The organism is Mucilaginibacter myungsuensis, from assembly GCF_015222005.1.
Taxonomy (GTDB): domain Bacteria; phylum Bacteroidota; class Bacteroidia; order Sphingobacteriales; family Sphingobacteriaceae; genus Mucilaginibacter; species Mucilaginibacter myungsuensis.
In genome coordinates this window covers 640,782-660,625 of sequence record NZ_JADFFL010000001.1, presented here as the reverse complement: position 1 = coordinate 660,625, position 19,844 = coordinate 640,782, and the positions used below count along the sequence as shown (strand labels likewise).

Here is a 19,844-nt window from a genome sequence, read left to right as displayed (position 1 = left end):
GCGATGACAAAAGTTAAATTATTGGTATGTGTGCTGCTCATGTCAACCGCGCCCGGCTTGTTTTACAATGCGCATAGTAAAACCGAAACTAATAAGGCCGTCCGAAACACCGAGCCCGACTATCAAGCGCTATTAAAAAAGATCCCGCCTGTGATCGATACATTCCGCATCTATCAAGATCAATATCATAATTCGCTAAAATTTCACCAATATTTTAAATTGCTGCTTGAAGGGGAGGCTTTTTTTAATACAAATTTACAGGGAAGATTTTTGGCGGTTTTCCGCAAAAGAAACGCAGATGACAAAGCTGCTTTGCTTGATGCAGAAAATTTTCAGCAAAGGTTGGCAGCTACTTACGCGGTGCTGTCCTCGGCAGATAGTATTGTCGTGTTAAAAAGCAAAAGGCGGCTGATGTTCTTTAGAAATAACAAACCGTTTTTAACCTATCGATGCAATCTTGGTCAGGTTCCCATTGGCGACAAAGAAAAGGCCGGCGACCGCAAAACACCCGAAGGCCATTATAGATTGACCGGCAAAACTACGCAGGTAAAATACTACAAAGCTTATTTGATATCGTACCCCGATTCGGTACATAAAGAGGCAGCGCGAAGAAAAGGTGTGCTGCCCGGGGATCAGATCATGGTGCACGGTACAAGCGACAGCCGCAAAAATAAAAGGGACTGGACCAATGGCTGTGTCGCTATTGCAAATGCGGGGATGGATAGTTTATTTAAATACGTGATACCGGGTACGCCGATATCTATTTATAAGTGAGGAGGAATACTCTGTCAATTGTAGTACTTTTTCACCCAATCGGGCACCGCTTGCTTTATCTTAAGGTCGTTGAATCGCTCAGGAGGGATGGGTGAGAAGGTCCACTCGTAAGGAAACGCTGCTGCCCATTTTCGCTGTAGAACGTCTATTTCATCACGCGTGTGCTTTTGTTTTAGAGATCTCTTATTGACCACATAGCGGCCATCCTTATCGACGAAGAAAACGCCGCTCTGCTGAAAAACAAAGCCCTTGGCCTTGTCTACATACATAAAACCGAACTGGTAGTAATCGGCCCGTTTGTGGCTATTCCTCACCACCCATTGTTTTTCGCAAAACTTGTAGTTGATGAATTTAAAATACGGATCGTTGGGCGGGGCTTGAGAGAAGGCCGGTATTGATGAAGCTAACAGAAATAATTGCAGGATAAGGTTTTTCATTAATTAAAGTTACGTAAAATTTTATGTATCCGTAGAAACGCGATATCTCGCGTCTCGCACAATGCAGGTCTGAGCGCTATTCCAGATAACGGTTCAGACTTTGCAAACGGGAAACACGAGGTATCGTGTCTCTACAGAAAAATGCAATTATCTGTACACCTCCGGATCTATATCTATCCCAGATGGCGGCGCACTACCGGCTTTACTACTCCAGGCTTTATTAGGTCTGTCGCCCATGGTCAGGGTTAGCGTGCCGCCTTTCAACAGATCTGTGTGTGTGAACCATGGTTTATCTAACACCTTCCCGTTCAGCATCGCTTTTTGGATGTACACATTGTTCTTTGAATTATTGATCGCTTTAACCGTGAAAGTTTTGCCTGATGGCAGCTTAACGCTCGCCTCGCCAAAGCTCGGGCTACCGATCGTATACACCGGGACACCAGGCGTAACGGGAAAGAAACCCATCATAGATAGTACCACAAAACCGGTCGTTCCGCCGCCATCCTCATCGCCGGGTATGCCGAAAACGTTATCGGGAAACCAGGTATCTATCAGCATGCGGATGCGTTTTTGGGTCTTCCACGGTGCGCCCAGGTAATTATACAGGTAGGGGATATGGTAGCTTGGCTCGTTACCCATAACAAATTGCCCCACCATGCCCGATGCATCGGGCTGGTTCAGCCAAAAATGAAATTTGGGCAGCCCAAGGTCCTCGCGGAACAGTTGATCCAACTTAGCTTCAGCTTTTTCCTTGCCGCCCATTTTGGCGAACAGCCCCGTCAGGTCGTGTTTAGGCGTCCAATTGTAGGTGTAAGAGTTGTTCTCGGTCACGTATTCGCGACCTAACAGCTTGGTATTGTAAGGTTTTATCCAGTTGCCATTCTTATCTTTAGGCCATACAAAACCTTCTTCTGCATTGTAAACGTTGCCATACCAGCCCGCCCGTTTCAAGAATAGCGGTTTGTCCTGAGCATAACCCGCTGGTTTAGCCAATTGTGCAATGGCCCAATCGCAAATGCTCCATTCTAAGGTGATGGATACGCCCTCGTTGCCGCGGCCTTCCCACCATTTGTCCATCTCTACACCGTCCTTGCTGCCGCGTTCTTCAGGGCGGGTGGAGTAGAGGTAGCCATGGGTGTTGTAAAAGGAGTCTATAGCCGTAGCGGGGCCATTACGCCAAGGCAGGAGCGTGCCTTCTAAAGAGTTCTTTTTCAAGCCTTCGTAAGCTGTCTTCACATCAAACCCGCGAATACCTTTAGCCCAGGCATCTGCCATCCATGATGCGGCGTGGTTGCCCGTCATGGCAGGCCAATCGCCGGTCGCTAAGGCAAAGGCGGGCATCCAGCCGCCTTGTTTATACATTTCGATATAGGAGCTGATCTTTTGTTGTTCTTTCCGGGGATCAAGGATGGTATGGAGCGGCTCGGCGGCGATGTACATATCCCAGATCCAGTTATCTACAAAGAATGGCTCCTTGCTTTGATGCACTTTTTGATCGTAAGCGCTAAAGTATTGGCCGTACTCGTTAATGTCGACCATCCGCTCGTAAGTGCGGTAAAGCGATGCGTAGAAAGTGCGTTTCTGTCCAAGCGTGCCGCCTTTAATAGTGATCTGCCCAAGCTTGTTGTTCCAAATGGTCTTAGCCGAACGTTTAACGGAGTCGAAGTCCCAAGCTGGTATCTCTTTGTAAAGGTTGGCTTTGGCTTGTTCGATACTGATGTAAGAAAACCCGTATTTGAATTTGACCTTGACCGCATTGAACTTGGCCAACAGACGTTTCTTATCTGTCCCCTGATAGTTTACCTGCGCGATATCCTCATCGGTCTCGGCGTAAAAATAGGTCTTTAAGCCTGTAACTTCTTCTGTACCTGCAAAGCTGTGCTTGCCGGTCTGCTCTACATTTCCGTTGCCACCGTTAAGCCCGATGCGGAAATAATTATTGTTAGGGTTTTTAAAATCAACTTCAAAGATGGCGCTTTTTGACGAAGCAGTAAGACCAACGGTGATGCCGGTCTCTTCATCCTCGGCGCTGTAAAAATAGGGCGTGGTCGTTTCTTCCAGCACGGTGAAACGTTTACCCCAGGCAGTATTGTCAGGTACGCCTTTAAGTGGCAGAAAAGAGAATGCGTACTCGATCCTGTGCGATACCACACAAAGCGGGAAGAACATGATCTGGTCATCCAACTGGTCCTGTTTCATGGGGAACACCCGCATCATCGAATTAGGCAGGTGCACCAATGGACGTGTAGGTTGCAGCACAATGCCCGAACCGCCAATATTCGGATCTACATAGTCTACAGCCTGCATTGTTTTTTGCTGCGCGATGCTTTTGCTGCTGATAGCCGCTAACAGCAGTATGACGGTGGTAAGTTTGTTTAATGTTCTCATATATCGCTTACCATTTATTGTACAATTGATCCCCGTCCGATGGTGGCGCGTCGTTTGATGCCGCTCCCCATGATCTATTTGGGCGGTTGCCCATTTGCAGGTTAATAGTGCCGCCATCGATCAGGTCTTTGTGAGTGAACCAGGGTCTGTTCAGCGGTGCGCCATTCAGAGTCGCGCTTTGGATGTATTTGTTCTCGCCGGTGCTTTGCGGCGCATTTATCGTGAATTTTTTACCATTAGGCAAATCGATCACTACCTTGGTGAAAACCGGACTACCTACATTATACACAGGTACACCCGCCGTCACCGGGAAGAAACCCATCATGCTGAACACGACGAACGAGGTCATCCCGCCGCCATCCTCATCACCCGGGATCCCGAACAGGTTATCGGTATACCAGGTATCCAGCAGCATGCGGATGCGTTTTTGGGTCTTCCACGGTGCGCCCATGTAGTTATACAGGTAGGGGATATGGAAGCTCGGCTCGTTACCCATCACAAATTGGCCCACCAGTCCGGATGCGTCGGGCTGCGTTTTCCAAAATATGAATTTGGCAGTGCCCAGATCCTCGCGGAAGAGTTGATCCAGTTTGTTCTCGGCTTGTTTGGTGCCGCCCATCATATCGAACAGTCCTCTAAAGTCGTGCTTAATCACCCAATTATAGGTGTAGGCATTGTTCTCGGTGAAAAACTCCCTGCCTGCGGCTTTAGGATCCATGTTATCTATCCATTTGCCGTCCTTATCCTTGGCCCACATAAAGCCGCGGTCTTTGCGATAAACGTTCTGATAGAATTTAGAACGTTTCATAAATAGATCCTTATGGTCCGAAAAGTTCAATTCGTTAGCCAAACGGGCAATGTTCCAGTCGCTATAACTGTTCTCTAAAGTAACGGATACAGATTGGCGCTTTTCCCAACTGGGTTCAACACGCGGCTCGGTCTCCGGTTCGCCGTAATGCAGGCCGGGCATGTAACCTTTGGCGTTGTAAAAGCTGTCCAGTTTGGTGGGTGCGCCGTTGTTCCAGGGCAGGAGGGTAGCTTCTACCGAGTTCTTGCGCAAACCTTGATAGGCCGTTTTAAGGTCAAAATTGCGGATACCTTTAAACCAGGCGTCGGCCATCCAGGTGGCGGCGTGGTTTCCCGTCATAGCAGGCCAATCACCAAAAATGAGCGCGAACGATGGCATCCAGCCACCCTGCTTGTACATATCTACATAGGAGTTGATCTTATCCAACTCTTTATCCGGGTCCAATATCATGTGCAGCGGACCAAGGGCGATGTAAGTGTCCCATATCCAGTTATCTACAAAAAAGGGTTTAGTGCTTTGATGTATTTGATGGTCGTAATTGCTGTAGTATTTGCCACCCTCGTTGATGTCCACCATACGCTCATAACAACGGTAAAGCGAGGTATAGAAGACCCGTTTCTGTGCCAAAGTGCCGCCATCGACCTGTATCTGAGACATTACTTTGTCCCATGCTCTGTAAGCTGTGCTTTTTACCGCGGCAAAGTCCCAGGCAAGGATGTCGCGCTGCAGGTTCTGTTTAGCTTGTTCGATACTGATATAGGATATGGCATATTTAAACCCGATGTTCTTTGGCGTGCTGATCATTAAGGTTTTACCATTTGCAGCGGCTTGTGCGATATCGCCGTCGGTCTCGGCGTATAGGTAGGCTTTCATCCCGTTAAGTTCTTCAGTGCCGCTGATGCTGCGCTTGCTGTCGATACTTAAATTACCGCCGGCATTGGATAGCCCGATGCGGACATAATTATTGTTATTGCCTTTAAAGGCGATCTTAAAGAAACCGCTTTTTACCGATGGCGAGAACTCCAGCAGGTTCCCGGCATCGCCTAACTCGGACTTATAATAATAGGGTGTCAAAATCTCGTGGTTATAAACTTCACGTTCGTTCCACAGCGTTTTCATATTCGGTCCGCTTACAGGCATCAAATTAAATAAAGACACGATGCGGTGCGAGGCGATGCAAAGCGGGAAGTGCGATATCTGGTCGTCCAATGCATCCTTACGGTTAGGCGCTACCCGTATCATTTGGTTGGGGAGATGTATGGTCGGTCTTGTTGGTTCCAGTATCAGTCCCACGCTGCCAATGCTTGGATCTACATATTGCAAGTTAGACGGGCGTTTTTGGGCGTCGGCCGTGCAGGCAAGTAAAACTAAGGCAGCAAAAAGCGCTTTACAGGTTTTCATTGGCATATCGTCTTTATTCAGTTATATTGGCTTAGTGCTGTGTTAGGGGCAACATCAGACTAAAATTGGTCGGCCTAAATATAAAAACAAATAACTTGTATATACAACTTTGGCCGTATATATTTGGGATCTATGAAACAATATAAATTAAACAGATTATTCAACAGCAAGTCGGGCAATTGCTTTGATGTTGCTATAGATCATGGGTTTTTTAACGAATACAGTTTCCTGAACGGTATCGAAAATATCCAAAAAGCGGTTGAGACCTTGGTTGACGCTGCCCCCGATGCTATCCAACTGACCGTTGGCCAGGCCCAGTATCTGCAATCCATCCCCGGCAGGGAAAAGCCCTCGCTGGTGCTGCGTACGGATGTGGCCAACGTATATGGCAAAGAGTTACCGAGGTCGCTATTTAGCCGTATGATAGAGGATCCCGTGGAGCAGGCTTTACGGTTGGACGCTACCTGCGTAGTTGTTAACTTGTTCAGTATTCCCGGCGAGCCGGAAGTGATGGATCAGTGCATTAACAATATCCTTAAAATAAAACCGCTGTGCGATAAATATGCCATGCCACTGATGATCGAACCCTTAGTATTCCGCCCGAATGCCGAGGCTGGTGGCTACATGGTAAACGGTGATCCCGAAAAGATCATTCCGCTGGTTCGTCAGGGTGTGGAGCTTGGTGCCGATATCATTAAAGCAGATCCGACCGACGACGTGAACCAATACCACCGCATTGTAGAGATAGCAGGCAACATTCCCGTTCTGGTACGTGGCGGCGGCAAAGCCAGCGATGAGGATATTATGAAACGCACCTACGGACTGATGCAGCAGGGTGTTAAGGGAATAGTTTACGGGCGTAACGTTATCCAGCATGAGAACCCGGCCGGCATGACCAAAGCCCTGATGGCCTTAGTGCACGAAGGTGCGCGACCTGAGGATGTGATGCATCTGCTTAAGAAATAACCTAAATACAGCTACACTAACATGAAAACGATAAAGATCGGGATAATTGGCGGCGGCTTGATGGGCAAGGAAGCCGCCAGCGCTTTCGGCCGCTGGTTCGCGCTGAATGATTTCCCTGCACAGGTGGCGCTTACCGCTGTTTGCGACCTGAATGAGAAGGTGCTGGATTGGTATACAGCCCTGCCGACCGTCACTTTGGTTACCACGGACTATAAAGAATTATTGCAAAGCGACCTGGACGTTGTTTACGTAGCCTTACCACATAACCTGCATAAGGACTTCTATTTGGAAGTATTAGCAGCAGGCAAAGACCTGTTAGCCGAGAAACCTTTTGGGATAGACCTGGAAGCTGCTTTGGCGATAAAGGAAGCCGGCGAAAAGAGCGGAAGATTTGTGAGATGCAGTTCTGAAATGCCATTTTTACCCGGTCCGCAGCGGGTGATACAGGAGGTGAGGTCGGGCAGATTAGGTAAGATCATCGAGATCAAGGCAGGGTTTCTGCACTCAAGCGACCTTGACCCTAACAAGCCGATCAATTGGAAACGGCAATCGCAGTTTTGTGGTGAGATAGGGGTGATGGGCGATCTGGGCATGCACGCGCTGCATGTTCCGCTGCGTTTGGGTTGGAAACCAAAGGCGGTTTACGCGTATTTGCAAAAAATAATCGAACAACGCCCCGATGGGAAGGGCGGCATGGCCGATTGCGATACCTGGAATAACGCCACGCTGAATACCCAGGTAGATATAGACGGTGCGACCGTGCCGATGCTTTTGGAGATGAAACGCTTATCGCCTGGTGAGACCAACACCTGGTATATAGAAGTTTACGGCACCGAGGGCGGCGTGAAATACAGCACCAAGGATACCAAAGCACTATGGACCTTTGCCCGGGGCGAAGAGCAGTTTTGGCAACGCACCGATCTGGGCTTTAAAGGTGTACCTTTCCCGACCATTACGGGCGGGATATTTGAGCCGGGCTTTGCTGATTGCTTTATGCAGATGCTGGCCGGTTACATTGCCGAAAGGGAAGGCTTCCTGAATGGACGCTTTGGTTGTGTAACGCCTGAGGAAGCTGTCGCAAGTCAGTATGCGTTCGATGCGGCGTTGAGATCGCACAAAAACAGTAGTGTCGAGCCGATCACTTATAGCTGATCAATGAGATAAATAAACCACGCTAAATTATAGACCGATCATGAGAAGATCTGAAATTAACAATGCGATCATCGCGTCGAGAGCGTTTTTCGAGCAGCATGGATGGGCCCTGCCGCCGGAACCCAAATGGGACGTGACCGACTTTGGCTTAGGCGACTTTAAAAAGACCGGGCTGATCCTGATCAACCTGGCCGAAGAGCCTGAATATTGCGAAAAACTGATGTACGCTGCTAAAGGGCAAACCACCCCGTCGCACACGCACAAAAAAAAGAAAGAGGATATCATTTGCCGTACGGGTATCCTCCAAATAAAACTTTGGGCTGAGGATCCTGCAAAAGTAGAGAGCACTGATATCATCAAGTTAAAGATCAACGGAAAGTACACTGACATTACGTCGGGCACGGAAGTCAGCCTGCTTGCAGGTGAGCGTGTGACTATCGAATCGGGCGTGTGGCATGAGTTTTATCCAGCATCGGATGAGTGCATCATCGGCGAGGTATCTACCGCCAATGATGATCTGAATGATAACTTTTTCTCCAACCCCGATATTGGCCGTTATGCTGAGATAGACGAGGACGAAGCCCCAATTGTTAAACTGCTTAGCGATAAATAATATGAGGCAAGGCATATTGATAGGCGGCAATTGGATAGTTGACCACGTGAAAGTGGTGGATGTGTACCCCGATCAGGATAAATTGGCTAATATCCTGAGCGAGAGTAGTTGCAACGGCGGCTCAGCATACAACGTTACAAAAGCCTTGGCCAAATTGAAGGCTGACTTCCCTATAAGTGGTGTAGGCTTGGTGGGCGAGGACGAAGGCGGCGACAAGGTAATCATCGACCTTAAAAACCACGGAGTCAATACCGATCAGGTCCAAAAGACCGATAAGGCAAGTACCAGCTATACCGACGTGATGAGCGTCCGCAAGACCGGTCGTCGTACTTTTTTTCATCAACGGGGAGCAAATGCTTTTCTGGATATTGAACATTTTGACTTGTCAAAGTCGGATGCTAAACTCATGCATTTGGGCTATCTGTTATTGCTTGATAAGCTGGATATCATCGAACCGGATGGAATGACACGTGCGGCTAAGTTATTAAAAGCAGCAAGGGAGCAGGGCATCCAAACCTCGGTAGATATCGTGAGCGAACGGTCGGACCGGTTCCATGATGTGGTGATACCGGCGCTGCCTTATATCGACTACCTATTCGTGAATGAGTTTGAAGCGGCCATGATCGCTCAATACGCTACAGTAGATTGGAGGGGACGGCTTCATGTAGGCGATTGCTATCACGCGGCGCGAAAAATATTGAGCCTTGGTGTCAATAAATGGGTGATCTTACATTTTCCCGAAGGGGTCATTGCCATCAGTAAAGACGGACAAGAAGTTTATCAGCCAAGCGTAATTGTGCCCGAAGATAAGATCGCGGGTTGCTCGGGAGCGGGCGACGCCTTTGCGGGTGGGACGCTATTGGGTATCCACAACGGTTGGGATATGGAACGTTCTTTGCAATTGGGCGTATGCGCGGCTGCTGCGAGCCTGTCTGAGCCGACATCATCTGAAGGGATATTGCCTGCTGAGGATTGTTTGAAGTTAGGTGAGGCTTATGGGTTTAAGAAGAAGTTGAAAGTGAAGTGATATTCCCTCCCCGTCATCGTGAGCGTAGTGTAGTGATCCCCGATGAGAAGAATAGCGTAGGTTCTTCGGTCGTTCGGTCAACATTTCATTAGGACAGGCGGTGTGCATTGTGTACGTCAGTGGATGTCACTTTCTTTTTTCCGCAAAAAGAAAGTAACCAAAGAAAAACTCCCGGCCGTGTGAATCGCCTATTAGTGGTTTGTGCCTGGGCAGGGACGGTGGTTCCCGGCGATTCCCAATGCCGGAGAACTAAGGCGTCGTTCGGTTCATCACGGTATTCTTGCTCTTCCCATCGGGAATCGTCACGTCGCTGATAGAAGCTCCTTACGATGACGTGTGGAGTGCTTAAAAACTATCCTGCAAAAAATGCTCCTCGGTGTTGCAATAAAGCGAAGAGTAAATGCGTAAACCCTTCACGTTGGTATGCATGCGGCGTTTCATGTGTAGGATAGGGTGGGTGGTTTTTAAACCCAATATCTTGCTGATATTTTTATCGCCATGGACGGCCCAGATCTTTTGCTCGCCTTCGGTAACCTCAACGTTGTACTTCTCTTTAAGGATCTTAAAGAGCGACTTATTCTCCAAGTTCTTCGAGGTGAATTTAGGCAAGTCGATATTGGCGATGAAGGTTTCCTCGTACAACACAGGTACGTCGTCTATCGAGCGTAAACGGGCGAAGTACAAGCAACCAGAGTTGGTTTCTTCAGGTTCTAATTCAAAGAAAAAGTCTACAGGCCAGGCTTGCCTTACCGGTTTTTGCAAGATGGAAGTGGTCAAGTTCTGTGTGCCTACACCAGCGGTAACGCCATTTAAAGATAGGATGCCCAAACCGCTCTTCGGTTCGGCTACGATGCTGCCTTTGCCATGCTTGCGAATAATGTAACCCATATTGGCCAAGGCCGATAGCGCTTGACGGATAGTTACGCGTGTAGTGCTGTATTCGCGGCAAAGTTCGTTCTCTGATGGCAGCAGATCGCCCTTCTTGTAACGGCCCTCTTCGATCAGGGCTTTCAGGTCGTCAAATATCTTTTTATATAGGTGGGTAACTTCTTTTTTTGCCATAGATAGGGTTAGCTGCTGCGGGTGCAAATATAGCGATCCCTGTTTTACCTGCGCCGTCTTTTTTGCCTTATTTTGCTCAAAGTCAGCAAGCTGATTATCATCAGTAGCACACCGGCTATAGCGAACATCCAAACATCGCGGCTCCCTGAATGCAGGTTTACGTGCTCATCAGCACCCATCAGGATCAGGCTGTCCCAGTAGTAGGGTAGGTACATAGCATCAGCCGGGCGGTCGCTGTTAAGCCATTCAAGTTTAGCTTGATGCAGGGCTTCGCCGGTGCTTAAACCGATGAGCATGCCTTTATAAGTTTTGGCAGTGATGATGGCGGCGGCATCGTCGTTCACGTTCCATAAGCCAGCAATGGTAGCCGGTGTACCGATGGCGCTAAACCCGCGCGAAAAGCTGATGATACCCTCACCGTTGGCCAGCATACCGTCGCCGGTGCGGCAGGCGCTTAAAACCACTAATTGCGGTTTATTAGGTGTGGCCTGTAACTCGAAAAGGAAGAGTTTTTGCTGACCCAGGTCGATCGTCGGTTCATTATTGCTGCCCGAAAGGTAGGCATGGGTACTAATGTGCAATGCCGAGGAGTTGCCGAACGCTTTAAAAAAAGACGCGCTGTTCACATCGTCATCATACAACATTTTGCCGCCTACCAGTTTATTTATCGCGTCGGCTTCCGTTTTTACTGCAAGGATGGGTTTGTCGTTAGCTTTTTCATGCGTGATAAATAGTCCGCTGAAGCCGCTATTGGTATTGTGCCGGTAGCTGTTGATAGCGATCGTGTTCAGCGAGAAAGCATAGGTGATCGTAGCCTTCCTGATCAGAAATGGCCACTGCGAAATTGCCGGATCGAATTTTTTACCAGTGATAAGTCCGTCGAAGGAAAGGTAACCCAAAACATCGTCGGGGATGATGCAAACGCGCTCATTATCGCGGATGTTGATATCGCCCAACAAAGTCGAGTACACGGCATTTGATAATTGATAAAAAGACTTTGGCGCATTCAAAGCGGCATCCGGACCTTTACGGTAATAGGTATTTACCAGTCGGGCCACCTGTTTGCGTACCGTATCGGCGGGAGATAGTTTGATCACTCGCTCAACTTTTTGGTCTTTAATATTGATAGCATAGGCCGTGCGTTCGCCTATGAAATACTCGATGTAACGCACCCCGGCAGACAAGGCTTTCAATAAGGCATCTGGCGATAGTATTTTGGCAGCATCGGCGCGGTGGTTATCTTTATCCAACAAAGCCAGATCGAATTTCAGGGCGGCTATCTTTTTTTGGTACAATGCGGTGTCTTTGCCGGTAAGCGATAGCCGCTGGTTGTAGGTGATCCCTTGTTCTATATTAGCCCGTTTTTTCTGCAGCGTATCATTGCCCGACGCTTTTATCTTACGGTTATTTCGCTGTACCTGATCGGCCAAAGTCCGGGAGCGGCATTGTTCGGATATCTCAAGGATCAGGGGCAGATATTTTTTTCCCTGCGGACCTTGGCTAAGCGCGTAAGCCAGGTCGATCGCCTCGCCGGCCAGTTCTTTATTTTCTTGCTGAAGCCGTTCTTTGGTGCGGTCGTCGGCAAATTCGGCGCGGATCTTATCGTTAGCAGATAGGGCAAAGCGGAGTTGCTCGAATGCATTTTCCGGTCGATCTAATTTCAGGTAGACCGATGCTTTCTCCCGAAAAACTTCTACCAGTTTGTTCTCGCCGTAGATCTTGGCGGGGTCGGTCAGGTCGCGGTCGTCGTTGATGCGCAGTATCCGTAGCGAGGTGTTCAACAGTTTTATGGCTTGTTGCCATTGGCCTTGGGTGTTAGCTATCTTGCCTAATTGGGTAGTAACAAAGGCTTTTTCGCGTTGGCGTTCGTCGGCGTAGTAGGTATTTATCAGGCGCAGGGCCGAGCGGTAACTTTGTTCGGCCGCTGATATCTGCCCCAACTTAAAACGGATATTGCCTAATGAGGTATAGCTGCTCATCAAGCGAAAGGCGGTTTGCTGATCGACTTTGTTTTGCGATGCGATATTCCTGATGATCACCCATTCGGCGCGTGCTAAGCTATCTTGCTGAAAAAGGATGTCGGCCAGTGTATTGTTCAGCCCTGTTAAAACCTGCGGATCTTTGGTCAATTTAAGGCCTTTGTCAACGCTTTGGCGGGCAGCCATAAAGTTGCCCATGTTGTAGTAGGAGATGGCGATATTGCTATACTGGGTTGCTATTTCGTCGGTCTGTTCTTTAGCATCCAAACTGCTGATCACTTTTTGCTGGATAAAGATGGCCCGCTCGTAGTCGCCTAGGCGGGTGTAGTTGTTGCCTAAGGGCTTCAGTACGTAGGAGGCTATATCAAATTCAAAGGCTTGGTGCTTTTTAAAATACTTGTAGGCATCCTCGTAATAATTGATCGATGCTAAAATATCGCCTGCCTGCAAACGCTCGTAACCCTGGGTACTCGTCAGCGTGAGCCAGGCTACATGCTCATCCATGTTTTTAGGTTGCCGCCAGGCTTGTTTTTGGATGCGATAAAGGTCCTCAGTATGCTTACTATCTGCAACGGCCTGGTCAATGCCGGTGTAGATCCACTCGGCAAGGTCGTTTTTTTGTCTGAGTTGCTTTAGTTGGTCGTTCGCCTTAACATCTTGCGCGTAACTGTGCAGGCTTCCCAAAAACAGGAAGCAAAGCAAACAGTAAAACGCATGTTTGAGGAACATAGGCCAGTGGATGTTCCTGCTAATGTAGCGTATTTCGGGTTAAAATTTCCAGGTCAGGTACGTGGTCGTGCGTGATACTTTCGACTTCGGGTCATAAAAATACCGGAAGCCTAAAGATGGTCCAACCCGAACGCGCCCAACAACCACATCAGCAAAAAGGGATGCCCGCATATCCGAGAAGGTCTTTTTTGCCGTCGCCGCCAGGGCCTCAAAATTGGTGTTGGATGTTCCGTTGGTACCGGTCAGATCGTAATTAATGTTGTTTTTAAAACGGTTGTTCAGGTCTACAGATACCAATGCGCCAACGCCGCCGCCTACCCAGGCGTTAAGGTTGTACCTTAGTGATACCGGCACCACGTTGATGGTGGTGACTTTTGTTGATGTAGTCTGTGTGCGTTTGGTGATGATGTAAGTAAACTTTTCGATCGTGGTATCCTTGCGGATGTTACCCGTCGAGCGGGTCTCGGTCACTTCCTGAAAATCGCTTAGGTAGATCTCGGCTTGCAGGTATCTACCGTGCGGCGCGTAAGGCGCTATACTGGCACCTATAGTTATATTACGTTGAGTAAGGAAGTTGCTTTCCTTGGCCGATAAGGGGAAACCAAAACCCGCAATTATGGCGGGAGATAGCCCCATTTTAAAACGACCTGTAGCACGGTTGGTATAGATCGGTTCGTTCTTATCGAACACGATGGCTGCTCCGGTCTTGATCGGCAATTTTGGAGGTTTCTCTTTAAACTTGATCTGATACTCTACAAAACCCTGTGTCGAATCAGCATCGGCAACGCCTTCCTGCTGGGTGCCGGGCAGGTAGATATTGTTGAATACAAAATGGATGCTATCCTTGCGCATAATAGTATCCATAAAACTTTGCCCGGCATAACCGGCCTTACCTACGGGGACTTCGGGTTTAGTTTTGCTGACCTTGATGGTCGTTGGGTCGAAGACAGGGGAGATGCTTACGCCTACATCCACTTTTTTTGCCGGGCCTTTGCCTGTATTTTGAAAGCGAACCTTATAGGTCAGCTCGCGGTGCTTGCCTGTCAAACGATAATTCATGCGCGACTTTTTGATGGACATTTTATTAGGATCGTGCGATGCTACGATCTGTAGCTCCATGGTAAAGGTCTCTTTCTCCAACGCCGGGTCATCGGGCAAGAACACGCCGCTTAATCTAACGGTTGCGTTGGTATCCTTGATCATTTCGGGTGTGGTCTTAAAATGCAGGAAGAGGTAACGCTCTTCGCCTTGTTTAACGTTCTCGAAATGCCAGGCTTTGCTGCTTTTAAAATTGGCCATCTGTTCGCGCACGGCCAGATTTTCGGCAGCTAACATCTCATCGATCTGGGCGCGGGTGATGCCCGGATTTATGGATGCAAAGTAAATATCCTGCTTCCTTTTGATGACCGGGTTAGCGGCCAGCGCGGCGGTCTGCGCTTTAAGATCGGTAACGGCCTCTTGATGATAAGCCCGCGACTCTGCCAGTTCAAAGTTATCTGCCGCGAATTCTTTGTCGTTATACAGCATTACAATAGTGCCCGATATGTTGGCCCTCAGGTTCTCGGTCTTATTGCGGTAGCCCATCACCATCATCATATCGTCGCCGGGTTTGGGCATACAATCGTTTTTTAGGCTTACACTACCGCCCATTTTAAAAAAGCCAGGTACAGGCGTAGCGGCCAACAATGTTTTTGACGACTTCACCACCACTTTTTTTGGACGGGTGGGCGGGCGTTTGCCATCGTCGTAATTGTTGGTGGCAAATAACCTCACGTCGAATTTTCCGGTGTCCGGATACAAGTGCAAAGGTTCCTTCTCAAAGCTGAAAGTGCCATCACCAAACTCCCAAAAGTAAGTGAAGAACGGCGCAGGTGCGCCGGCCACGCCGCGTAGTTCCCTTAGTTTAGAGCCGAACTTTACTGAGTTGCCATTGGCGGTATGTTCTATAATGGCGGGGACGGTATCGGCCGGGTTCACCATTGGTTTGGCTATGGGTTTCACTTGTGCCAAGGCAGATGCACAGGCGCACAGTAAGGCGGGCAGCAACAGCTTTCTCATGCAGGAAGGTATAAATTGGTAAACTAATATAGCGCTTTAAACTATAATAAGCGGCCCGTTGCCGGGGCCGCTCTATTTTTACGTTGATCTTTGGGATATTGTTTAGTAGTTGTCCAAGCTGCTGATGGCGGCTTGCACATCGGCTTGAGTAACTTGGGCCAGGGTAAGTGATGCTACCTGGTTGGCAGTGATGGTGGTCTCTTGCACGGCTAAATAATATTTACCGTCTTTGATAGAGAATGACAGCAACTTGCCTTCAACACCTACCGGCATTACGTTGTCGTAGCTTTTTACACGGTTGGGACCGTCTACAGTGTACAGTTGCGATACTACATTGGCGCCTTTGGCACAAAAGAATACATAGGTTTCGCCGCTATATGAGTGAAAGGAAGACAGGCCGCCAGGATTGTTGATCAGATCTACACGAACAGTAGTTTTAGGGTTGTTATAGCTGTAAAAGATATCAGTGTTGACCCAACCTGTAGTACCAAAGTCGAAGCTGTAGAAACCACCCACCGGAGGTACTTCTTTACCACCACCTTGTCCGTTAGCCTGGCGTGGGGCAGCCCAAGCCATTTGAGCGTCGGCACCGGGTTGCAGCGGTGCGCCACCCTGGTTTACGCCTTCCCAAATGTTGGTGAAACCTGCACGTTTAGCCGGGATCTCTATTCGCATTGGGGCGGCCAAGTTACGATCTACGCTTACACCATTCACTTTAACATCTACATAGATAAAACCGTCCGACTGTAGCGGAGCGCCGCTGATGTGGTTGGTATTGCTGCCGAACTTGATCACATCACTGCGTTTCAATACTTCGATCACGTTCACGGTGGCGGTGCCTGTTGCAGGTGCGCCGCTAATGTTTAAAGATCCGGCAGGGAAGGTGATCTTGGTGCCGCCGGCCAATGTTACGGTTTGTGGCAAGCTTGACGCGTTGATCTGTTTGGCCTGTACTTTAGGGCCGTTATTAGCAACAAATTCTTGTGGGGTAGCATCCGGGTTAATGATCACGCTTGGTTGGTTACCGCGATCTTTACGGCATGCTACTACTGATAATGCAATTAATGCTGCTACTGCTACTGAGGTTAAATTTAGCTTTTTCATGATACTTGGTTTTTAATGTTTTTATTGCTTACTCTGTTTTGGCTTTTCAGCGTCGGCCGTTTTTTATCGTTGTTTGCATCTATATCAGCAGCAGCAAAAGTTTGTTACCCCCCGTCGGGAGAAATTTTTGAAAATAATTTTATTTATTTTTAAGTAATTGTAAATCAGGTGAATATTCTGTTTATTTTTAACCACAAAGGGCACAGAGGTTTCAACAAAGAGCACAACGGCATGGCGGAGAAGCCGTTATTAGAGGATTTGTTATGCTTTTCTTTGTCGGGATAGGGGGCACCTCCGGATCCTTACCGTTAGGTTTTGTACGGCTATTAACACGTGATCCCGCCGGGATCGAGAGGTCATGAATATCAAATTGCCACGGCAACCCGATCCCGCCGGGATCACGTGTTAATAGCGACGCGCTGACATTGTCAATTGGCTCCGGAGGTGCCACGTGTTAATGGATCGAAGCTTTATCCATGCAATAACATCAATCAGCTCAGCAAATTCATACAACCGTTCACCCTAAACCTGATCAAAGAGGAAACCCCGTAGCCGGGGTGGCGAGTGCGTAGGGCAGGCGAGGAGTTGGAACGGAGAGCAGGAACAAACATTGATAATAGCACGAACATTGCTTTTCAAAATAATTTAAAAATTGCTCCCTTCAGCGGTATCAGAGAAATCAAAAATTTTAGCGGTTCAGAATTTTTTAATTAGTTTTAACCGAACCAATTATGCCCAAAACCCCTCACCCTGACCAGCGGTACGTTACCGCCCTGCTTAATAATGATACCGCGCTTATTGGCGAGGTGTATAAAAGCTGTGCCCGACAGGTGCGATCTTACATTTGCTTTAATAATGGTACCGAAGATGATGCTGCTGATATTTTTCAGGAGGCTTTGATAGATATTTACAACCAGGCCAAATACAAGGGGTTGGAGCTGACCTGCCCTTTTAACGCCTTCCTTTTTTTAGTGTGCAAACGCAAATGGTTTAACGAGTTGAAAAAAGATCTGTTAGCCCGGTAACAAATAACACCGACGCTGTATTAGATAGCAGCGAAGATACTTTTGCCCTGGCCGACGAGTTAGAGGAGCAGAACGAACAGAACCAACGTTTTATAACTGCTTACGAAAAACTGGGAGAGCGGTGTAAAGAGATCATCCGTTGGAGCATGGAGGGCGAGGCGCAGGAAAAGATAGCCGAAACCCTGGGTGTGACGTACGGATATTTGCGCAAAAAGAAATCGGAATGTATGGCATCTTTAATTAAATTAGTAGGATTTTAAGGCAATGGAAAAGGACAACATATATCAGGCATCGCGCTACGTAGATGGCGAAATGGACGAGCAGGAGCGGCTGGAGTTTGAGCGTAGCCTGGCTACGGATGCCGAATTGCGCGCTTATGTTGAGCAATACCAACAGGCCTGTGTTGCCCTAAAAAGTCATTTTGCTGCCGATAATGATATTTTGCGCCTGAGAGAGACGCTTAACACGCTAAATGCCGAACACTTTAAACCCGAAGCCAAGGTGGTTTCGATGCGCCCCGAGGTGAAAGATAGCTCGATAAGGATGTACACCAAATGGGCGTCGGGCATTGCGGCGGTGCTTATTATTGGTTTGCTGGTGTTTAACCCATGGCGCAAAACGCTGTACGACAGGTATAGCACGGCTACCACTATGTCGGTTACCGAGCGCGGCGTTGGCCCGCAGACCGATCTGGAAAAAGCGGCAGCTTTTTACAATAAAAAAGAATTTACTAAGGCTGAACCGCTATTGGCCAAAACATTTACAGCCGATACAACTAACAGTCTGGCCGCATTCTATTACGCGGTCACACTGATACAGGATAAACAAGAAGATAAGGCACGCAGCATACTGACCTCGCTTTACAAAGGTGAGTCGGCCTTTAAATACGACGCAGCCTATTACATGGCTTTAAGCTATGTGAAGCAAAAACGCAAAGCCGAAGCTAAACCATGGCTAAAGCTGATCCCAAAAGGAATGGCCAACTATGCTAAAGCGCAAGAATTGGCCGCTAAACTTTAAGCTAATAGCGTAACTTTCTTGCCGGTTTTACAGGCTTGATAGATGGCTTCGATGATCTTCATATCCCTTAAGCCTTCGTGCCCGTCGACCGGGATGACGGGTTGCTTACCGTCGAATATGATCGCCGCGAATTCATCCATCTGTACCGTTTGGTGCGTGGTATAGGGTTGGTTGATCGGCCCTTTGTGGGTACGACCGTTGATGGGCCCGTAATTGGTTGATGGCAACATTTCGGCAAAGCCTTTATCTCCATCTAAAAAGAAACGATCCAGATTGTTAACGTTGTAAGTAGACAGGCACGATGCCACCGCTCCGCTCGGGAAACCCAGTTGAAACTGGATGGTCTCGTCGATGCCGTCTTTAAATTTTACGGTGTCGGTTTTGGTTTCCTGGGCGGTCACCCATATTGGTTCTTCGCCCACCATATATCTTGCGCCGTTGAGTGCGTATATGCCGATATCCATCATGGATCCGCCACCTGATAGCGCTTTATTCAATCGCCATTGTTTTGGGTCACCGGTCTTAAAACCGCATAAGCCTTGAAAGAAACGGATCTGCCCGAACTCGCCTGCTTTGCGCATGCGGATAACTTCTAAGGTGTGTGGTTCAAAGTGCATGCGATACCCTATCAGCAGTTTTACTTTGGCTTTATCGCAAGCGTCTATCATTTCTCGAGCCTCCTTGGCGCTTACGGCCATTGGCTTTTCGCAAATGGCGTGCTTGCCTGCTTTGGCTATGCGGATCACCTGCCCGTGATGCTGGGCGTTGGGGGTACAAACGTAAATAGCATTGATATCGGGATTGTTCTTTACCGCGTCGAAATTGTCGTAGTTATAGCAGTTCTTTTCGGGGATGCCGAAGTCGGCCTGCCATTTGGTGACTTTAGACGGTGTCCCGCTGATCACTCCGACCAACTTGGCACGGCTGCAGTTTTGCATCGATTGTGCTACCCGTGTACCGTATCCACCTAAGCCCATTATCGCTACACGTAGGGTCTGTCCCTCGTAAGGTATATCGTCGACAGGTACGTCGGTAGCAAAGGTTTTCACTGATGCCAGTTGCAAGGCGAGGGCACCAAGTCCCATCTTTTGTAAAAAGTTTCTGCGGGTACTCATAGGGTAGGTAATTGGTTTATAATGCTAAGTTACAGGATAAATGTTTTGTTTGGGGATATTTTTCACAGAACCGTTTCCCACAAAATAGTGCCTTATAAACAGTGGATCGAATGATTTTAAAAATATTCTACTATTTCTGTAGACTTTATAGGTTTTTACAAAAAGATGTTTTATGTTTGCATCATC

General features: G+C 48.2%; 15 protein-coding genes. 7 read left to right on the top strand and 8 right to left on the bottom strand.

Going from position 1 to position 19,844, the window contains the following annotated elements:
* The first annotated feature begins 3 nt into the window (after window positions 1-3).
* On the top strand, window positions 4-774 hold the full coding sequence (locus IRJ16_RS02780; protein ID WP_194109985.1) for a L,D-transpeptidase family protein: 771 nt from the start codon (window positions 4-6) through the stop codon (window positions 772-774).
* A 14-nt stretch (window positions 775-788) separates the two neighbouring features.
* Here IRJ16_RS02780 and IRJ16_RS02775 read toward each other — a convergent pair whose 3' ends face one another.
* The 3 genes from IRJ16_RS02775 to IRJ16_RS02765 all read right to left on the bottom strand — a co-directional run bounded on the left by IRJ16_RS02775 (window position 789) and on the right by IRJ16_RS02765 (window position 5,808).
* A complete protein-coding gene (locus IRJ16_RS02775; protein WP_194109984.1) occupies window positions 789-1,211 on the bottom strand; it encodes a hypothetical protein in 423 nt (140 codons plus the stop codon).
* 147 nt (window positions 1,212-1,358) lie between these two features.
* Window positions 1,359-3,599: a GH92 family glycosyl hydrolase gene (locus IRJ16_RS02770; RefSeq protein ID WP_194109983.1), complete on the bottom strand. Its 2,241-nt coding sequence runs from the start codon at window positions 3,597-3,599 to the stop codon at window positions 1,359-1,361.
* A 7-nt stretch (window positions 3,600-3,606) separates the two neighbouring features.
* Window positions 3,607-5,808 (bottom strand): GH92 family glycosyl hydrolase, encoded by a 2,202-nt coding sequence (locus tag IRJ16_RS02765; protein ID WP_194109982.1) that lies wholly within the window; start codon window positions 5,806-5,808, stop codon window positions 3,607-3,609.
* Between the two features lie 132 nt (window positions 5,809-5,940).
* On the opposite strand from IRJ16_RS02765, the gene IRJ16_RS02760 reads away from it, so the two are divergent.
* The 4 genes from IRJ16_RS02760 to IRJ16_RS02745 are packed head-to-tail and all read left to right on the top strand — an operon-like array spanning window position 5,941 to window position 9,566.
* Window positions 5,941-6,774 (top strand): class I fructose-bisphosphate aldolase, encoded by an 834-nt coding sequence (locus IRJ16_RS02760; RefSeq protein ID WP_194109981.1) that lies wholly within the window; start codon window positions 5,941-5,943, stop codon window positions 6,772-6,774.
* Between the two features lie 21 nt (window positions 6,775-6,795).
* A complete protein-coding gene (locus IRJ16_RS02755) occupies window positions 6,796-7,926 on the top strand; it encodes a Gfo/Idh/MocA family protein (RefSeq protein ID WP_194109980.1) in 1,131 nt (376 codons plus the stop codon).
* A 40-nt stretch (window positions 7,927-7,966) separates the two neighbouring features.
* On the top strand, window positions 7,967-8,539 hold the full coding sequence (locus tag IRJ16_RS02750; RefSeq protein WP_194109979.1) for a D-lyxose/D-mannose family sugar isomerase: 573 nt from the start codon (window positions 7,967-7,969) through the stop codon (window positions 8,537-8,539).
* Window position 8,540: 1 nt separating this feature from the next.
* Complete coding sequence (locus IRJ16_RS02745) at window positions 8,541-9,566, top strand: carbohydrate kinase family protein (RefSeq protein WP_194109978.1); 1,026 nt, start codon at window positions 8,541-8,543, stop codon at window positions 9,564-9,566.
* Window positions 9,567-9,911: 345 nt separating this feature from the next.
* Here the strand turns inward: IRJ16_RS02745 and IRJ16_RS02740 are convergent, their stop codons facing one another.
* The 4 genes from IRJ16_RS02740 to IRJ16_RS02725 all read right to left on the bottom strand — a co-directional run bounded on the left by IRJ16_RS02740 (window position 9,912) and on the right by IRJ16_RS02725 (window position 16,498).
* A complete protein-coding gene (locus IRJ16_RS02740; protein ID WP_194109977.1) occupies window positions 9,912-10,628 on the bottom strand; it encodes a GntR family transcriptional regulator in 717 nt (238 codons plus the stop codon).
* A gap of 44 nt (window positions 10,629-10,672) precedes the next feature.
* Complete coding sequence (locus tag IRJ16_RS02735) at window positions 10,673-13,336, bottom strand: CHAT domain-containing protein (RefSeq protein ID WP_194109976.1); 2,664 nt, start codon at window positions 13,334-13,336, stop codon at window positions 10,673-10,675.
* A 39-nt stretch (window positions 13,337-13,375) separates the two neighbouring features.
* Entirely contained in the window at window positions 13,376-15,394 is a 2,019-nt protein-coding gene (locus IRJ16_RS02730) for a DUF7849 domain-containing protein (RefSeq protein ID WP_194109975.1), read from the bottom strand.
* Between the two features lie 102 nt (window positions 15,395-15,496).
* The gene (locus tag IRJ16_RS02725) at window positions 15,497-16,498 is read right to left on the bottom strand and encodes a hypothetical protein (RefSeq protein WP_194109974.1); all 1,002 of its coding nucleotides are present in this window, start codon (window positions 16,496-16,498) and stop codon (window positions 15,497-15,499) included.
* A 731-nt stretch (window positions 16,499-17,229) separates the two neighbouring features.
* On the opposite strand from IRJ16_RS02725, the gene IRJ16_RS22815 reads away from it, so the two are divergent.
* Window positions 17,230-17,523, top strand: a complete 294-nt coding sequence (locus tag IRJ16_RS22815) for an RNA polymerase sigma factor (protein WP_228079759.1) — start codon at window positions 17,230-17,232, stop codon at window positions 17,521-17,523.
* A 264-nt stretch (window positions 17,524-17,787) separates the two neighbouring features.
* Complete coding sequence (locus IRJ16_RS02715; protein ID WP_194109973.1) at window positions 17,788-18,543, top strand: hypothetical protein; 756 nt, start codon at window positions 17,788-17,790, stop codon at window positions 18,541-18,543.
* On the opposite strand, the gene IRJ16_RS02710 is transcribed toward IRJ16_RS02715, so the two are convergent.
* Window positions 18,540-19,658 carry a Gfo/Idh/MocA family protein gene (locus IRJ16_RS02710; protein WP_194109972.1) on the bottom strand — a complete coding sequence of 373 codons (1,119 nt, stop codon included), beginning with the start codon at window positions 19,656-19,658 and terminating at the stop codon, window positions 18,540-18,542. The genes IRJ16_RS02715 and IRJ16_RS02710 overlap by 4 nt on opposite strands.
* Window positions 19,659-19,844 lie beyond the last annotated feature (186 nt).